Raw genomic sequence first — 17,320 nt, 5'->3', positions numbered from 1 at the left:
AGCGCGCACGGCGTCATCATCGATAGACCGGGTGAGCGTGACGCGCGCCGACGCCCGGCAACGGTCTCGATGGGACGCGGCGGTGTCGTCGGGGTGGCGCGTGGTGCATTTTCTCCGTTTTCGTGCATTCGGCGAGACGGCACATACATCGCGGAGAGCCGTTTAGTGTGACAAAAGGACCAGACTTCCGGAGAGGAAACGCTGTGCACCTGTTGGGTCCGTGGAGCGAACAATCAGAGCTGGCCGGACGCGGGGGAGGCAAGGCCGGTGGCCTTCGTCTGTTGTCCGAAAGCGGTCTGCAGGTACCGGATTGGATCGTCCTGGGCACCGATGTCTTCGATCGGGTGGTGCTCGAAACCGGACTCTCGTCCGGTCTACACCGACTCCGGACCGCGGGCCAACTCGACGACGCCCTCGTCGCGGCCGCCGAAGTACGCGACGAGATCATCCACTCTGCCCTGTCTGCCGACGTGAGTGAGGTTATCCGACAGGCATATTCGCGGGTCGGTGGCTCTGCGGTGGCGGTGCGGTCGTCGATGGCGGGCGAGGACGGCGAGTATCGTTCGTACGCGGGCCAATTCGACACATTCCTGAACGTGCGTGGTGAGTCCGCGGTGATCGACGCCGTGCGCGGATGCTGGGCGTCGGCGTTCTCGCCACGGTCGATCGCCTATTCCCACGCTCGCGGCGGCGGTGACGCCGGTGGTGTCGCCGTCATCCTGCAACACCTCGTCGACGCCGATGCCAGCGGAGTCGTGTTCACCTGCAACCCGATCACCGGTAGCGCACAGGAGACCGTCATCAGCGCGGTGTACGGTCTCGGCGAAGGCCTGGTGTCGGGTGCGGTGGACGCCGACACCTACATCGTCGACGCCGATGGTGTGATCGGCGATACCGTCATCGGCGCCAAGGAAAGTCGTCATCGACCCGATCCGGACGGCGGAGTGCGGCAGGAGCCGGTCGGCAGCACCGAGCGGGCGCGTGTGGTACTGACCTCCGCCGAGATCGGCGAATTGACCTCGGCGGCACACCATGTCGCCGACTCCGTCGGGTCGCCTCAGGATATCGAGTGGGCGATCAGCGGTGGCACCCTCTGGTACCTGCAGGCGCGGCCGGTGACCGCGTCGGCGCCGGCGCCCACCGACGGCGGCGGACACCGTGGCGATGGCGATGTCCGCGATACTGTTGTCCGCGAGGCGGTTGTGCGCGGTGCGGTTGTGCGTGGTGCCGGAGAAGTGCTGGGGGACAATGAGAAGCGAATCTGGGACAACTCCAACATCATCGAGAGTTTCAACGGCATCACCTCACCGTTGACGTTCACCACCGCCGCCGACATCTACGGGCGGGTCTACCTCGGCTACGCCGAATCACTGCGTGTGCCGCCTGCCCAACTCGCGCAGGTCGCGCGGTGGACCCCGGTGATGCTGGGGACCTTTCACAGCCGGGTCTACTACAACCTGGTGCACTGGTACCGGATGGTGGGTATCGCGCCCGGGTACCCGCTGAACCGCAAGGTCCTCGAGGCCGCACTCGGCGTGGCCGAACCGCTGGACACCGCGTGGGCAAAGACGTTGCGACCCTACGACTTCGCCACGCCGCTGCATCGGGTGGTCGGACGTGCGGTCACCACGGTCACCTATCTGCGCCGGCTGCGCGACATCGATGCCATCGTCGCGGACTTCCTCGAGGAGTTCTATCGCGTCTACGACCGCTTCGAGGAACTGGATCTGGACTCGGTGACCGGAGCGCAGGCCTACGCCGCCTATCGGGATGTGGACGCCGATCTGGTCCGGCGGTGGGGCCCGTTGATGGTGCTCGACGCGATCCTGTTGACGCTCACCGGCTCGATGTACCTGCTGACGAAGGTGTTTCTGCCGAAGGCCCCCGAGTGGTTTCTCTATGCGGTCCTCGGCCCGGGTGCCGATGTTGAATCCGCGGAGCCGGCCCGGGCGATGACCGACCTGGCCCGGCGCGCGGCCGCCGATCCCGCGGTGCGGCACCTGGTCGAGACGACCGCACCTGCGCGGTGCCACGACGCCCTGGTCGCCGGCGGGCACTCCGCGTTCCTCGCCGCGGTCGAGGACTACCTGCGCCGCTACGGGTATCGGAGTCTGGACGAGTTGAAACTCGAGATCCCCGATCTGCGTGAGGATCCGTCGTCGGTGTTCGTGATGGTGCGCAGCGCGATGACGCAGGCGCAGGACTCGTCGGTGACCAGCGGCGCGGGGAGTTCGTCGACTCCCACAGCGCAGGAGTATCTCGATGAGCACCTGGCCGGTGTCCGGCGGCGCATCTATGATCGCTTGCGCGCCAAGGTGTCCCGATGCGCGGCGCACCGCGAGCGGCTGAGATTCGCGCGCACCAGGGCCTTCGGGATGGTCAAGAGACTGATCCGGGTGATGGCTCGTGACCTCGTGGAGCGCGGAGTGCTGGAGCACTTCGAGGACGTCTTCGACCTCACGGTGCACGAACTGCGCCGGTGTTACGAATCCGGGCCCCCCGACGATATCGCTGACATGGTGCACGCACGACGGGCGGCGCGCCTGGACGATTCGGCGCTCGTGGCGCCGGAACGCTTCGTGACCGTCGGCGCGCAGTTCGACGACGCCGAGCTCACGGAGCAGGGCTGGGTGCCGCTCGAGTCGATTCCGCCCGCACCGACCGGCTCGGTGCTGGTCGGCACCCCCTCGTGTGCCGGGGTCGCCGAGGCCACCGCCGCGGTGGTCACGCGGCCCGACGATGTTCGTGGTGGCGTCCTGGTCGCCTACCGCACCGATCCCGGTTGGGTGGCCGCGCTGCCGTCGGCGTCGGCCCTGGTGATCGAACGCGGCAGCCCCCTGACCCACGTCGCGATCGTCGCGCGGGAACTCGGCGTGCCGACCGTCGTACAGGTGCGTGACGTGACGGCCCGATTGCGCAGCGGGATGCGGGTCCGGGTGGACGGCACCGTGGGCACCGTGACGGTGCTGGAGTCGGTACCCGAGGACGCGGCCGATGACGCCGAACCACTTCGTGAGGAGCGACATGCGTGAACTCGACGACCTGAGCGCCACCGAGGTCATCCGGGGCTGGTTACGGAACCCGGCGCGCGACCGCGGCATTCATCTGGCCGGGGAGGGGCAGGAGTGGACGTTCCGCTCCTATGGCGCCATCGCCGATCATGCGGTGCGGATCGCGGTGGACGTGCGGGAGCACGGCGTCGCCGGCGGCGACGGGGTGTGCGTCATCCTGCCGACCGACCACACCTGCGCCGCGGCGTTCTATGCGGTCTGGGTGTGCGGTGGTGTGCTCACCCCCATCGCGCCGCCGACATTCGCCGATCTCGACCAGTACCGGTCCCACGTCGCCGCCATCATCGATCAGGCGCGGCCACGGCTGGTGGTGACCGAACCGGGACTCGCCGGGCTCGTGCGGGAGGCACTCGAGTTGTCACGTGTGCGCTGCCGGTTGCTGGAGGTGACCGATGACCCGGCGGCAACGGCGAGCGATGGCGCCGACCTCGACGAGGTGTGGGGCCCGGCCGGCGAGTGCGCGTTGCTCCAGTTCACCTCCGGCTCCACCGGCACACCGCGCGGAGTGCAGATCTCCTGGGAGAGCCTGGCCACCAACACCGCCATGATCAGCGAGCTGCTCCGGTGGCGCGATGGCGAACCGATGGCATCCTGGTTGCCGCTCTATCACGACATGGGGCTGGTGGGCGGATTCCTGACCACCGTGACCAATCAGGAGGATCTCCACCTGATGCGGCCGGATCACTTCGTCCGTGACCCCGTGCGGTGGCTACGTGCGATGACCGTCGCGCGTCACACGCCGTCGCCCTCGTTCGCGCTGGGCTACCTCGCGCACCGCGTCGGGGCCGAGGAGATCGCGGACCTCGACCTGTCCGGATGGCGAACGCTCGCCGTCGGTTCCGAACCCGTCGAGATCGGCGACCTGCAGTCGTTCACCGACCTCGCCGGTCCGTGCGGATTCGACGCCGACGCCGTCACACTGGCCTACGGATTGGCGGAGTCGACGTTGATGGTCTCCTCCTCGCGCCGGGACGCACCGATTACCCTGGTGCGTCCGGGCGTGGGTGGACTGCGCTTCGGGTACCCCGTCGACATCGCCGAGACCCGCGAATTCTCTTCCGGTGCAACTTACTCCGGTACCGGCTGGATCGCCGGACTCGGCTGTTCGACGGGCCGTTCACAGGTCGCGATCGTCGACGACGCCGGGGACACGCTCCCCGACGGGGTTCTCGGTGAGGTGATCGTCACCGGCAGCTCGGTTGCCTCGGGCTATTCCGACGACCGCGCGCCGGCGGCCGGGAGCACCCGCATCATCGACGGGGTCCTCCACACCGGTGATGCCGGATTCCTGCTCGACGATGAACTGTTCGTGTTGGGCCGGATGGGATCGAGCCTGAAGGTCCGCGGGCGGTCTGTGTTCATGGAGGACCTCGAATCCAAGGTATCCGCCGAATCGGGCATCACCAAGGGCAAACTCGCCGCCGTGGCCGTCACCGACTCACGGGACCGGGGCGTGGCACTGTTCGCCGAGGCGGCCCCGGGGGAGTGGATGAGTGCCGCCCGCACCATCATTCGTGCCGAACTCGGCCCCGCACACACCGTCACCATCGTCACCGGCCCGCGCGGCCTGATCCGCCGCACCTCCAGCGGCAAACCCCGCCGCCGACACATGTGGCAGTTGCACACCGCCGGTGCGCTCGACGGTGCCCTGACCCACGACGTGGACGGGACCAGCGCCCACCCGGCACCGACCCCGACCCTGGCCGCGCAGCGCGTCACCGAACTGCTGGACTCCGCACTGGAATTGGTGACGATGCCCGACGCGTGCGCGGTGGTGTTCGAGGGATCGCTCGCCGAGGGATTCGGCAATGAGGGGTCCGACGTCGATTTCCTCGTCATCGCGGCCGGCGACGACGAGATGCCCACCCTGCCCTCGGTGCTGTTCGCCGATGGTCGTCGGCTCGAGATCCGCACGCGGTCGGTGGCCCAGCTGCGGGAGCAACTCGAGACGGTGGCACGCCACGCGTCCGCCGGCACCGTCGACGAACTCGGTGAGGACCTGCTCAACCGGTGCCAGCGATTCCTGAACTCGACGCCCATCCGTGAGAGTGCCGATGTCGATCTGGGTGAACTGCGAAACATCCTGTCGCGCCAGCAATTCGCCGACACACTGACCTCGTGGTGGGCGGATCGGGCCCGGCAGGCCTTCCGGCAGGCGGTGGCATTGCGTGTTCTGGACTGCGCCGACGAGGCATCCGGATGGGCCGTCGACGCGCTGACACAGGCCGCCAAGAGCTGGTGCGCCGCCCACGGCGAAACCTACCTCGAATCCAAATGGCTGCCCCGCCAACTCGATCGGGCCGCCGAACGCGGTGACGCCGATCTGATCGCCCGGCTTGGTCGCCTCGCCGACGACGCCCGCCACAATCCCGGACTCGACGAGTCGTGGTGGGTGCGCGTCGCGGAGACCTCGACCGCACTAGGTGTCGACGCGGACGGATGGTGCGATTCCGATCGGCTGCGCCTGACGCGGATGCCGGGTGTGACGACGTGGACGGTCGCCGACCGGGTCCACGTCATCCGTTCCGCCGCCGAGGTTTTCGCGCTGACCGACACCGCCGCCCGGGTGTGGCGTCAGGTGGTGTTCCGGCAGCCACTGACGGCGGTGCTCGACCGGGCTGCGGCGGCACTGGAGGAGGTCGCCGACGGCGTCGCGTCGCCGTCGGTGCGCGCGTGCATCGCCGAGTTCGTCCGTCTCGGGCTGGTGGGCCTGGACTGGCGCGACGCGGGCGCCCTACGACCCGCGATGGCGATGTGCGAACCCTCGCCGCCGTACACGCCGCCGCCGTACGCACCGTCGCCCGTCGTGGGACAACCGCTGGTGGGGTTGACCGGTGCGGCGCGGCCCGAGGTCGGCATCGCTGTGCTCTCGCCGCTGCCGGCGCCCCGATTCGTCTCCGCCGCACTGGATCTGACGTGGTCGAATGTGGTGGCGGAGAACGCGCGGGAGGATCTGGTCGGGGCGGTCAAGAGTGGCCAGGGGGCGGTGGCGCAGGTCGCCGCGGACCGCCTGATCGCGATGGCCGCCCGGATGATGCTGTCCTCGAACGGTATTCATCCGTTGCCGCCCGATGTCGCACCCACCGCGACGCTGCGGCGTCTACTCCCCGACGGAGCCGGACACCGCGAGGTGATGACGCGGTTCGAGGTGGCGTCGGCGCTGCACTGGCGGGCCCTGGTGGACGGGGGTGATCCGCTGGCCGGCGTCGAGACTCTCGACGGGCTCCTCGGCGAGGTCCGTGCCCGGGTCGAGGGGGCCGGATTCCCGTCGTCCTTCGACTCGAAGGAGCAGTGGCGCGCCACCCTGGCGATCGCCTACGACTGGGTTCGTATCGGCACCCACCTCGGGGTCCCGCTGCCGTTGGCCGAAGCGCAGGACCTGGTCGGGACCGGCGGTGCGCAGCCACACACCGGAGCACAGCCATACAACGGAGCGCAGCCATACAACGGAGCGCAGCCATACAACGGAGCGCAGCCATACAACGGAGTGCAGCGATGAGCGGGGTGAGCGCCGGTGTCCGAGAAGTGATCGCCGCGATGGTTCCGCCGTCGGGAGCGGCGGTGGGCGCCGAGGATCTCCTGGGAACCGCACGTCTGCGCGAGGATCTGGGATTCGAGTCCATCCGGCTGATCGAACTGACCATGGTCCTCGAGCGGCGCTTCGCCCTCGCCGCGATACCGCCGGAGGAACTGGCGGGCGTGCGCACCGTCGACGATGTGATCGCCGTGATCACCCGGGCGGTCGAGGCGGGTGCGGCGTGAATGATCATGTTCTGGTGACCGGCGCCGCGGGCCTCGTCGGCGTGGAGGTCATCGCCCGCCTCCAGGCACACGGGACGCCGGTGATCGCGTTGACCCACAATGTCGGTGAGTTCGTCGCGAACGACGGTGCGCTCATCGCCCCGCGTCGCGTCGTCGCCGGCGATGTCCGGGAACGCGGTTTCGGGGCGCGGGTCCGCGAGGTCGCCGACGATCTGCGGCGCGAGGTGGGGGCGATCGTGCACTGCGCCGCGACCACCGCATTCGACGCCACCGACGAGGAGTACGCGACGCTCAACGTGGCCGGGACCGCGAACGCCATCGAACTCGCCCGCCGCTGGGATGTGCCGCTGGTGCATGTCTCCACCGCCTACGTCTGTGGGCTGCGCACCGGCCGGATCGCCGAGGACGACCTCGATGCCGGTCAACGATTCGGCACCCGATATGAGCACAGCAAGTTTCGTGCCGAGCAGCTCGTCGACGACGCCCGCGCCGACGGGCTGCGCGCGGTCACGGTGCGACCCGGCATCGTCACCGGTACCACCGCCGACGGTGCGATCCGCGACCACAAGAACCTCTACACCGTCGTCAAACTGATGGTCGAGGGCAAGCTGCGCACCCTGCCCGGGCGATACGACGCCACCATCTCCCTCGCGCCGGTCGACCACGTCGCCGACGTGGTCACCGCCGCGGCGCTGCGCGCCGACGACCTCGACGGGATGACGCTGCACGCCGTGGGTTCCCACCCGCTGACCCTGCGTGAGCTGTCCGACGTCCTCGCCGAATACCCGTCGTTCGCGGTGGCCACCTTCGTCCCCGACTCGGCCTTCGACGTCGACGCCCTCGACGCGATCGAACGTGACTACTACCTCCGCGTCGGATCGCTCTACACCAGCTACTTCGCGCGGCGCCTGTCCTTCGACACCACCCACGCCGACGCACTCCTGGGCCGCCCGTCCCCGGAATGCGACGTCGAGTACCTGCGGCTGCTTCTCGATCACTGTCTCGACATCGGATACCTCGGCGCGCCGCTGCCGGATGTCGAGGCGATCCTCGCCCGACTCGGGGGTCGACGATGAATGCTCCCGTCCCATCCCCGGCACGCGAGATGGTCGGCGCACCTCGCTCGACCGTGGACCTCCTCGTCGCACTCGGCGTGCCCACCGAACGCCACGTTGATCTGCTCGCGGACACCTACGTCCTCGAGGCGATCGAGCATCTCGACCGTGCCGGAATCGATCCGCGGTGGTTCGCCACGCGCTGCTCGTTGCTGCTGATCAAACCCGATGCGATCGTGGCGCGGGCCGTGCAACCCACTCTGGTCTGGCTCGCCGACCGCGGGTGGCGGGTGCGTCATGCCGCCCGGGTACCCGCGGATCGTCATCTCGCGCGGGCACTTTGGGCGCGGTCCTGGGCGACCGCGTCACCGGAGCGACGACGACTCGCGGACCTGCTGGTCGGCATCTGCGATGCGATGGTGCTCGTCGTCGAGGATGATGAGCCGCCCGGCGCGGGATTGACGCCGCCCGCTCGCTTCGCTCCCGGCGCGGAATCGGCGACCGAACGGCTCACCCGGGAGAAGGGTCCGACGAAACCGCCGGCACGGAAGCCGGGCCAACTGCGATACATCCTCGGACGCCACACCTACCTGCTGAACCTGGTGCACACCCCGGATGCGCCGATCGACGTGCTGCGGGAATGGGCGATCATCTCCGATGAGGCGGCGCGGCAACGATGTCTGACCGACATGCTCCGCCCGGCCGACGACTCCGATGGTGCCGACGAATCCGACGGTGCCGCAGCGGCTCTGAGCCTGGTCGAGGAACTCTACCGGCAGGTCCCCGCGTGGAGATTCGATCGGGACGCCGCACTGAGCCGCATCCGCCACGACCTCGCTGGCACCGGAATCGGCTGTGCCTCCGACGATGACGCGGCGTGTGCCGCACTCCTTCGCACCGCATGGGCGTCGGAGACGCCGATGGACCCGTGGTCGGTGATCGTGCTCGGCTCCCACGTCCTGCCGATGATCGGCGATCCGCAGGTGCGCGCAGCGGCCTCGGCGCCGATCACACCGACCACCTTCTCGACCACCCGGAGGGCACGATGAGTACCGACCCGCTGAGCTCACGAACCGAACACGCTGTGCACGAGACGATCTCGACCCACTCTCATACCATTGCCCGTGAGCTCGTGCACCGCTGCGCGGTCTCGGAGGTGTTCGTCACCTCGCTCGCCCGACCGTATCCCCGGGGTGACACCGACTTCGTCGTCGGTGCGCAACTGCCGCGCATGCACGCCTACTACGGCGATCACCTCGGAGCCCAAGCCGGACACCATGATCCGCTGATAGTGATGGAGGTGGCGCGGCAGGCGTCGATCGCACTGACCCACACCTACTTCGACGTCCCGCTCGACAGCGCATTTCTGGTGCGGACCTTCAACGGGCTCGCCGCGCCCGGATCCGCGTGGGAGATCGGTCGCGCACCGGCCGACCTGGACATCGCTGTGCGCGTGGCGAATCGGCATGTCGCCGCCGAACGTCTGCGGGGGCTCGATCTCATCCTCGACATCGGCCTGGACGGCGCACATCTCATGACCGTCGACGGGTCGTTCTCGTGGACCACCCCGAAGCAATGGCGCGCGTTGCGGTCGCAGGCCCGTGGCGGCGCCGAGATCGGGCCGATCACGATGCCCGATCCGATCTCGGCGGAGACGGTGGGTCGCAACGATCCCCGCAACGTCGTCATCGGCTCATGGGACCCGGCGGCCGGGACACCGAGCGCACCGCTGGTCGTCGACATCGACCACGGCGGACTGTTCGACCATCATCTCGACCACGTGCCCGGAAGCCTGCTGCTGGAGGCCGCGCGGCAGGTCGCGCTCACCGTGTCCGGTGCGGAGTCCGGTGTGCCGGCCGGCCGGATCACCGCCGTGCACAGCACATTCGGACAGTTCGTCGAGCTGGATCGGCCCGCGGTGTGCGTGGCGCGGCGGGTCACCTCCGCGGACGGGGTCACCACGGTGCTGGTGAGCATCGAGCAGGACGGTCGACGCTGTGCCGACATCCATGTCGCGGTGACCCCGGACGCGGCGCGGGACCGGTGAGCATCATCGACCGGGGTCGGGGCACGACGCCGCGAGGTGTCTCGGCGACTCGGCTCGTCCGGTTCACCGCGGTCATGTACAAGCCGCAGTACCTGCTGTACGGGATCCTGTGGACCCTGGCATTCGAGGGCACCGCGGCACATCTGAGCGGTCAGCAGTGGCGGCCCGGCGCGGCGACCGTGGTGCGGATCGTCGTCGTGGTCATCGTGTTGCTCTACCTGCGGATGGTCGATGAACAAAAGGACCTCGAGTACGACCGTCTGCACCATCCCGATCGTCCGCTGGTGACCGGTGCGGTGACTGCCGCCGATCTGCGCGTCGGGATGGCGGTGATCAGTGTTGTCGCGGTGGGGGTGTCGGCGCTGTTGTCGTGGGGATCGGCGGTGGCCATCGCGGTGGTCCTGGCCTACGGGCTGGGATTGTGGGCAGCGGAGTCGATGTGGCCGGCGCTGCGCGACGGCGTGCTGGTGAACCTGGCGATCACGTATCCGATACAGCTCCTGATCGCCGGCTATGTGCTGGTGTCGGGCATCGGCACCGGTCAGATCGACGCCGACGGGCGGGTCGGCTGGGCGGTGCTGATCGTCGCCGCCGCGTTTCTGCAGTTCGAGTTCGCGCGCAAGATCTCCCGTAGACCCCGGCCGGGGGAGATGTACTACTCCAACGCGGTGGGGGCGTGGCCTGCGGTCGGGGTGTCGCTCGGTCTGGTCGCCGTCGCCGTGGGTGCGAGCCTCGTCGCCTTGGCGCCGTGGCAGTTCGGCGGATGGCCCGCCGCCCTCGGGTGGTTGCCCCTGGCGACCGCGATGATCCCGGGACCGGCCGCGGTCGCATTCCGCCGTGGCGGCGACGACTATTCGCCGGTACCCGCCGTCATCTTCGTGCTCGCGTTGTATCTCGAACTGATCGTGGCCGTGTTGGTGGTGCCGGCGTCATGACGCGTTCGACGACGACGGTGATGCTGCCGTCACCGACGGTCCTCGAGTCGCACCCGCAGATGCGACGGCGACGCGACGAAGTCGGTGGTCGACGGACGAACCGGGCGCGGGTCGGCGAGCCGCGGCGTCCGGTGCGCGAACAACGCCGCCGTGGCGAGCAGGATCGTCGACATCGCGAAGTTGCTTCCCGGGCAATGACGTTCGCCGACGCCGAAGGCGAGGTTGGCCCGTTTGTCGATGTGTTCGACCCGCCCGGGCGCCCAGCGGTCCGGATCGAAGGACTCCGGATCGGCGAAGTAGCGGGGATCATGGCTCACCAGGTACGGACTGTAGATCACCATCGCGTCGGCCGGCAGGGGCAGCCGGCCGGTGGTGTCGTCGCCGAAAGTGACCGGCCCGTCGGCGTTCTGGCTGCTGATCCACGGACTCCACATCCGCAGGGTCTCCTGGACCACCCGCCGCAGGTACACCAATTCGGGCAGGTGGTCGGCACGGACCGGGCCGTCACCGACCACCCGCGTCACCTCGTCGACGACCCGCGTCGTCACCGTCGGTGCCCGCAGGATCTCGTACCAGACCCACGCGAGAATAGAAGCGGTGGAACCGACTCCGGCGGCCACCATCAACAGCAACTCGTCGACGATCTCGTCGTCGGTCAATCCGTCGGCGGGGTCGTCGGTGTGGCCGACCAATACCGACAGCACATCGTCGTGATCGCGGACCTCGGTGCGGTATGCGGCGACGACGGTGCCGATCTCGCTGCGCAGCATGGCCGCTCGTCGGGCGAAGCGACGGTTGGCCACGATGCGCAGACGTTGCACCGGCGCCGGCAGCGCACCGCGCACGATCACCTCGCCCAGCAACCAGGGCACGGTGTCGCGGACACGTTGCAGGGCGGCCGCACCGAAATCGGCGCTGAACAGGGTGGAGGTGACGGTCTCCAGGATCAGTCCGTGTGCCTCGGTGGTGAGGTCGACGGTGTCCGCGGCGGGCAGTCGGCGCGACCACGAGTCGGCCAGCGCGGCGGTGGTGATCGCGTAGCGGGCGAGCCGGCCCTGCCGCAGGGCGGGCGCCATCTGCCTGCGGCGCTTCTCATGTCGGCTGCCGTGCAGCACGTTGGAGGCCTCGCGGATGGCCTCGTGCATCGCGCGCGCGAGGTCGTCGCGATGGAACTCGCCGGCGGTGCGGAAGCCGACCTGACGGATGAGATCCGGCGTGGTGAGCAGATACGCCGGCGTGCGCCCCAGGTCCAGGCGCACCACCGGGCCCACCGAACCGAGGGTGCGGATGAAGTGCAGACCACGCCGCAACGCCACCACGCTGTGCCCGAGAACCGGCACCGCGCCGGGTGCGACGGGAACCTCGTCGGGTGTCGCGGGCAGGTGGGTGTGTCGCGCCCGGGCGTCGTCGATGAGATCGGTGTACAACGCGAGGATCTCGGTGCTCAGTTCCGATTGCCGGACGGGCGATGTGCCGGCGATGGCGGACGAACCGAGCCGCGACAGGCGATCGGCGGCCTCCCGCAGGGGACGGCGATCGTCGGCGAGCCCGGCCAGCAGCCCGGCCATCGTCGATGTGGTTGTGCCACCGAGGAATCCCGAGTCGGCGTGAATGCTCTCGGCGACGTCGGGATCGCTGTGGATCACCGGGAGCCCGGCGGCGGCCGCCTCGGTGAGGACGAGTCCCTGCGTGTCGAACCCGACCGAGGTGAACAACAGTGCGTCGTACCCACGCATCGCCGCGATCACCGCGGCGCGGTCCCTCCGACCGAGGAGACGAACCCGATCGGCGACGTCCAGTTCGGCGATGCGGTTGGCTGCCGTGGCGACCTGGTCGCCGTCGCCGATGAGATCGAGTGTGACACCGGGGGATGCGGCGACGGCCTCGATCGCCTGAAGGGGCCGCTTCTCGGCGGAGAGCCGACCACACCACAGCAGGCGCAACGGGCCGTCCGCGGGGTCGGGCCGCGATCCGGTGAGTTCGTCGATGAGGGTGTCGTCCACGCCGTTCGGGATCACCCGCACGTCACCGGCGTAGCCGTGATCGGTCAGCCGCGTGGCGAAGTGGTGGCTGGGTGTGATCACCGCGTCGGCGGCGTGGCACTGGGCGATCATGGTGTGCCACACGTGATGTGCGGCGCGCGATTCCGTGATTCGGGCACCTCGGGCACCTCGGGCACCTCGGGCACCGGGCACCGCATCGGACGGTTCCTCCCGGCCGCGCTGAGAGATGGCCGCGCGGTGCAGGATTCGCATCGCGAGGGCGGTCGGCAGGGGTGCCGGCGAGGTCAGTTCGACGAAGGCGTCGTCGCGGCTGTGCATCGTCTGGACGAGCGGCAGATGATGCCTGCGAGCGGCACGCACCCCGGCGGCGCCCACACCGTAGGTGGTGTGCACGTGCACCAGGTCGACCGGTCCGCGACGGGTGAACTGCTCGTCGACGAGACCGGCGACCGACCGGGTCGGAAAGACCGCGGGAAAACCGTTGACGGACAAGCCGAACACCGGTGGCAGGGTGACGAGCCGGTCCGCCGCGGCGGTCGGCTCGTCGCATTCGGATTCCGGTGCGAACACCGTCACCGTATGTCCACGGCGTCGCAGTTCTCGCGCCTGGTCGGCGACGGCAACCGAGATCCCACCCAGGGTGTCGGGGTAAAAATCGGTGAACATGGCGATGTGCATCACCAGCAGGGTAACCACATCCGGCCGTGCGCGGCCAGCATCGTCGGCGATCGCGCCGTCGTCTGGATGACGAATCGGAGGACAGCACAATGAAAGTGGCGATACCACTCACCGGCACCCGAGGTGATGTGCAGCCGGCCATCGCACTCGGGCTCGAACTCATCGGTCGGGGCCACGACGTCCTGGTGGGCGCACCGCCCAACCTCGTCGACTTCACCGGACGCGCCGGACTGTCCGCCGTGGCGTGCGGACCCGATGTGGCGCAACTGTATTCGTCCGACGAAGGCCAGCGGGCGTTGGCTGCCGGCAGCACCCTGGCGCTGATGCGGATGGTCGGCGATCAGATGGCCGCCTATGCCGACCAGATGAACTCGGAGGTCATCGAGGTGTGCCGGGGGGCCGACGTCGTCGTCGCGACGCTGCTCACCGAGGACCGCGCGGCGTCGGTCACCGAGGCATTCGACATTCCGCTGGTCACCATGCACGGATTCCCGGGGCGGCCGAGTCGCACCTACCCGTTTCCGGGGGCGCTTCCCGCTCATCTGCGGCCACCGGCACTGGTGAACCGGGCCACGTGGACCATTGCCGACAACCTCCGTCGAATGGTGTTCCTGCCGTACCTGAACCGTCTGCGTCGTGAACTGGGCCTGCGACGCAGCATCGCCACACCGACCCAGATGTGTGCCCGGCGTGGCGTGCCGGAGATCCAGATCTATGACCCGGCGCTGGTCCCGGGTCTCGCCGAGGAGTGGGGCGACCGCCGACCCCTCGTCGGGTTCCTGCCGCTCGAGCGTGACGCCCGCGAGGCCGTCGGAGAGATGGCCGACGGACACGGCGAGGTGATGGACTGGATCGACGCCGGAGATCCCCCGCTGTACTGCGGATTCGGGTCCATGCCGATCCGGGATGCGGCGGCCACCGTGGACATGGTGCGCGACGTCGCGTCACGCCTGGACACCCGCATCCTGGTCAGTGCCGGATGGAGTGATCTCGATGCCGATACTCCCGGCGATGATGAGCGGGTCCTGGTGACCGGCGCGCTCGCCCACGACGTGGTGTTCCCGCGGTGCGTCGCGGCCATGCATCACGGCGGTATCGGCACCACCTTCGAAAGCCTGCGCGCCGGACTGCCGACCCTGGTGTGCTCGGTGTCCTTCGACCAGCCGATGTGGGGTGCACAACTCGAGCGACTCGGTGTCGGAGCCCACCTGCCGTTCGTGAAGCTCACCACGGACTCGTTGACCGCGTCCCTGCGCACGGTGCTGGAACCCGATGTCGGGGTACGTGCGCGTGAATTCGCCGGGCGTCTGGCATGTCGCACCGATGCGACGGCACGTACCGCCGACATCGTCGAGGCGGCGGCCCGGTGACGAGTCGATGCGCGGGGGTGTCGGTGGCCATGACATCCTGATCTCCACGAAGTCCACCCGCCGCGCCCCGGTGGGGCGATCTGTTTCGAGGAGTGAGCGCACAATGTCGGTGACCTATGGCGGCCACGAGTATCGGCTGGTCATGTTCGATCTCGACGACACCCTGGCCCCGTCGAAGAGTCCACTCGACGACGCGATGGTCGAGGTGATGCGGCGTCTGCTGCAGCGCAGCCTGGTGTGCATCATCTCCGGCGGCCGCTACGAACAGTTCCGGGCCCAGGTACTCGACCGGATCGGCGACATCGACGACGTCGCCAACCTGCACCTCATGCCCACCTGCGGCACCCAGTACGTGCGATGGTCCGACGGTCAGTGGCAGACCGTCTACGCCGAGGACCTGACCGACGATCAGAAGCAGCGCACCCTCGACGCGCTGGAGACCGGCGCCAAGGAACTCGGCGTGTGGGAGTCGGAGACCTGGGGGCCGATCCTCGAGGATCGTGGCAGCCAGATCACGTTCTCCGCGCTCGGCCAATCGGCGCCCGTGGATGCCAAGAAGGCATGGGATCCGGACGGCGCGAAGAAGGAAGCGCTGCGTGCCTACGCGCAGGAGCGGCTGCCCGATCTCGAGGTGCGCAGCGGTGGTTCGACGTCGGTCGACGTGACCCGTAAGGGCATCGACAAGGCCTACGGCGCCGGCAAGCTGATGGAGATCCTCGATCTGAAGCTGTCCGACATCCTGTTCTTCGGCGACCGTCTGGATGAGGGTGGCAACGATCGTCCCGTGCAGGACATGGGTATCGAGTCGGTGGCCGTGCACGGCTGGGAAGACACCCACGCGAAACTTGTTGCACTGCTGGAGAACTGAACGGCGGTAACGCCGGGGGCGCTCAGAGGTGGTCGAGGGGTGGGCGCCGCCGGAGTTCCTCGCGACGCAGGCTCTCGATCTGCGCCGCTGCCGACAGCACCACCGGCTCACCACCGGCCGGGCCGATGACCTGCACGCTCTGCGGAAGACCGGCCCGGTCGAATCCGACCGGGACGGCAGCGGCGGGATTGCCGAGCACATTCCACATACTCGTGTACGACGAGACATCGGACGCGGCCCGTGCGAGACCGACGAACCCGTGACGGTCGATCTGGCCGATCGGAAGAGCTGTCGTCGACGTGGTGGGTGTGAGTACCACATCGACATCGGAGAACAGGGTGGCGAGAAAGCCGTGTGCGGTCGCCTCGGCGTTGCGTTCGGCGCGTCCCACGAACGGGCGCAGCACGCGGCCCAGCGTGGCCATCCGACGCGTCGGGCGTTCCAGGAGATCGGGATGCTCCACCCGGGACGCCTCCTCGGCCACTCCCGTAGCGACCTGAATCTGGAAGGGGATCACGACATTCGGGTAGTCGGGGTCATCGCGCACCACCTGATGGCCGGCGGCGGAGAGTTGGTCGGCCAGGGCGGTGAGCACCGCGAGTGATTCGGAGTCTGCTTGCCCGCCGCGCATCGGGTTGCGGGTGGAGACCAGAATCCGGAGTGGCTGCGGCGTCGACGCGGCGGCCTCGGTGAAGGTGCCGGCCAGTGGTTCCGCGCGGAAGCGGTCGGTGTCGGCGGCGCCGGCGATGACGTCGTAGATGAGCGCGCTGTCGGCGACGGTGCGGGTCAGCGGGCCGAGAGTGCCCAGGGCTCGCCACAGATCCGGGTGGGGTGCGGTCGGAACCCGGCCGCGTTGTGGTTTGAGGCCGAAGAGTCCGCACCAGGAGGCGGGCAGTCGGATGGATCCACCACCGTCGCCACCGATCCCGGCGGCCACCATTCCCGACGCCACCGCGACCGCGGTACCCCCACTCGACCCGGCCGGGGAGCGGGTCGGATCCCACGGATTACGCGTCCACCCGTGCGCGGCGGACTCGGTGAACGGCCAGATCCCGAACTCGGGCATCCGGGTCTTGCCGATGATGATGGCTCCCGCCGCGCGCAGTCGACGCACCACCTCGGCGTCGTCGCGTGCCGGTGTGAGAACGGCGCCGCCCCCGTAGGCGGTGGGGAGTCCCGCGACGTCGTTCTCGTCCTTGACGGCGATCGGGATGCCGTGGAGCGGTCCGAGCAGGGTTCCCGCGCGACGCCGGGCGTCGAGGTCATCGGCCGTCGCACGAGCCGAGTCGGTCAGGACGTGACCGAACGCGTTGAGAGTCGGATTGAGGCGCGCGATCCGGGCGAGGCTGTGCTCGACGAGGTCGCGGGCGCTGACCACGCCGTCAGCCACCCACCTGCGCTGGTCTGTGACCGTACTGAACGCCAACTCCACCACGCAGGTCATTATGACGGGTAACGATCTGAGGTGTCGAGGCCCGTGCGATGCGGCGGGATCGGTGTATGTGTGCCGGGGTGCGGATTTGCCGGCGCT

11 protein-coding genes are annotated in these 17,320 nt (G+C 68.9%); 9 read left to right on the top strand and 2 right to left on the bottom strand.

Translation table 11 applies throughout. The features are described from left to right. Positions 1-167: 167 nt before the first annotated feature. Genes ABLE94_RS04380 through ABLE94_RS04350 form a run of 7 tightly spaced genes read left to right on the top strand, consistent with a single transcriptional unit; the run spans position 168 to position 10,870 of the window. Positions 168-3,032, top strand: a complete 2,865-nt coding sequence (locus ABLE94_RS04380) for a PEP/pyruvate-binding domain-containing protein (RefSeq protein ID WP_348808122.1) — start codon at positions 168-170, stop codon at positions 3,030-3,032. Beyond that, the gene (locus ABLE94_RS04375) at positions 3,025-6,570 is read left to right on the top strand and encodes an AMP-binding protein (RefSeq protein ID WP_348808121.1); all 3,546 of its coding nucleotides are present in this window, start codon (positions 3,025-3,027) and stop codon (positions 6,568-6,570) included. Before ABLE94_RS04380 ends, ABLE94_RS04375 begins: the two co-directional genes overlap by 8 nt. Next, a complete protein-coding gene (locus ABLE94_RS04370) occupies positions 6,567-6,833 on the top strand; it encodes an acyl carrier protein (RefSeq protein WP_348803519.1) in 267 nt (88 codons plus the stop codon). The genes ABLE94_RS04375 and ABLE94_RS04370 overlap by 4 nt, the downstream gene beginning before the upstream one ends. Further along, the gene (locus ABLE94_RS04365) at positions 6,830-7,909 is read left to right on the top strand and encodes an SDR family oxidoreductase (RefSeq protein ID WP_348803520.1); all 1,080 of its coding nucleotides are present in this window, start codon (positions 6,830-6,832) and stop codon (positions 7,907-7,909) included. Before ABLE94_RS04370 ends, ABLE94_RS04365 begins: the two co-directional genes overlap by 4 nt. Next, complete coding sequence (locus tag ABLE94_RS04360; RefSeq protein ID WP_348803521.1) at positions 7,906-8,937, top strand: hypothetical protein; 1,032 nt, start codon at positions 7,906-7,908, stop codon at positions 8,935-8,937. The genes ABLE94_RS04365 and ABLE94_RS04360 overlap by 4 nt, the downstream gene beginning before the upstream one ends. Further along, positions 8,934-9,935: a ScbA/BarX family gamma-butyrolactone biosynthesis protein gene (locus tag ABLE94_RS04355; RefSeq protein ID WP_348803522.1), complete on the top strand. Its 1,002-nt coding sequence runs from the start codon at positions 8,934-8,936 to the stop codon at positions 9,933-9,935. Before ABLE94_RS04360 ends, ABLE94_RS04355 begins: the two co-directional genes overlap by 4 nt. Further along, positions 9,932-10,870, top strand: a complete 939-nt coding sequence (locus tag ABLE94_RS04350; protein WP_348803523.1) for a UbiA prenyltransferase family protein — start codon at positions 9,932-9,934, stop codon at positions 10,868-10,870. The genes ABLE94_RS04355 and ABLE94_RS04350 overlap by 4 nt, the downstream gene beginning before the upstream one ends. 29 nt (positions 10,871-10,899) lie before the next feature. Here ABLE94_RS04350 and ABLE94_RS04345 read toward each other — a convergent pair whose 3' ends face one another. Continuing rightward, a complete protein-coding gene (locus ABLE94_RS04345) occupies positions 10,900-13,551 on the bottom strand; it encodes a cytochrome P450 (RefSeq protein WP_348808120.1) in 2,652 nt (883 codons plus the stop codon). Between the two features lie 89 nt (positions 13,552-13,640). On the opposite strand from ABLE94_RS04345, the gene ABLE94_RS04340 reads away from it, so the two are divergent. Together ABLE94_RS04340 and ABLE94_RS04335 are read left to right on the top strand one after the other, a co-directional pair. Then, a complete protein-coding gene (locus ABLE94_RS04340) occupies positions 13,641-14,921 on the top strand; it encodes a glycosyltransferase (RefSeq protein ID WP_348803525.1) in 1,281 nt (426 codons plus the stop codon). Positions 14,922-15,024: 103 nt separating this feature from the next. Further along, on the top strand, positions 15,025-15,789 hold the full coding sequence (locus ABLE94_RS04335) for an HAD-IIB family hydrolase (RefSeq protein WP_348803526.1): 765 nt from the start codon (positions 15,025-15,027) through the stop codon (positions 15,787-15,789). 22 nt (positions 15,790-15,811) lie between these two features. Here ABLE94_RS04335 and ABLE94_RS04330 read toward each other — a convergent pair whose 3' ends face one another. After that, a complete protein-coding gene (locus tag ABLE94_RS04330) occupies positions 15,812-17,233 on the bottom strand; it encodes an amidase (RefSeq protein WP_348803527.1) in 1,422 nt (473 codons plus the stop codon). Positions 17,234-17,320: the final 87 nt, after the last annotated feature.

This window comes from Gordonia sp. VNK1 (assembly GCF_040049135.1).
Lineage (GTDB): Bacteria > Actinomycetota > Actinomycetes > Mycobacteriales > Mycobacteriaceae > Gordonia > Gordonia oleivorans.
The sequence above is the reverse complement of the archived record's forward strand: the minus strand, read 5'-3'. Positions and strand labels throughout refer to the sequence as shown.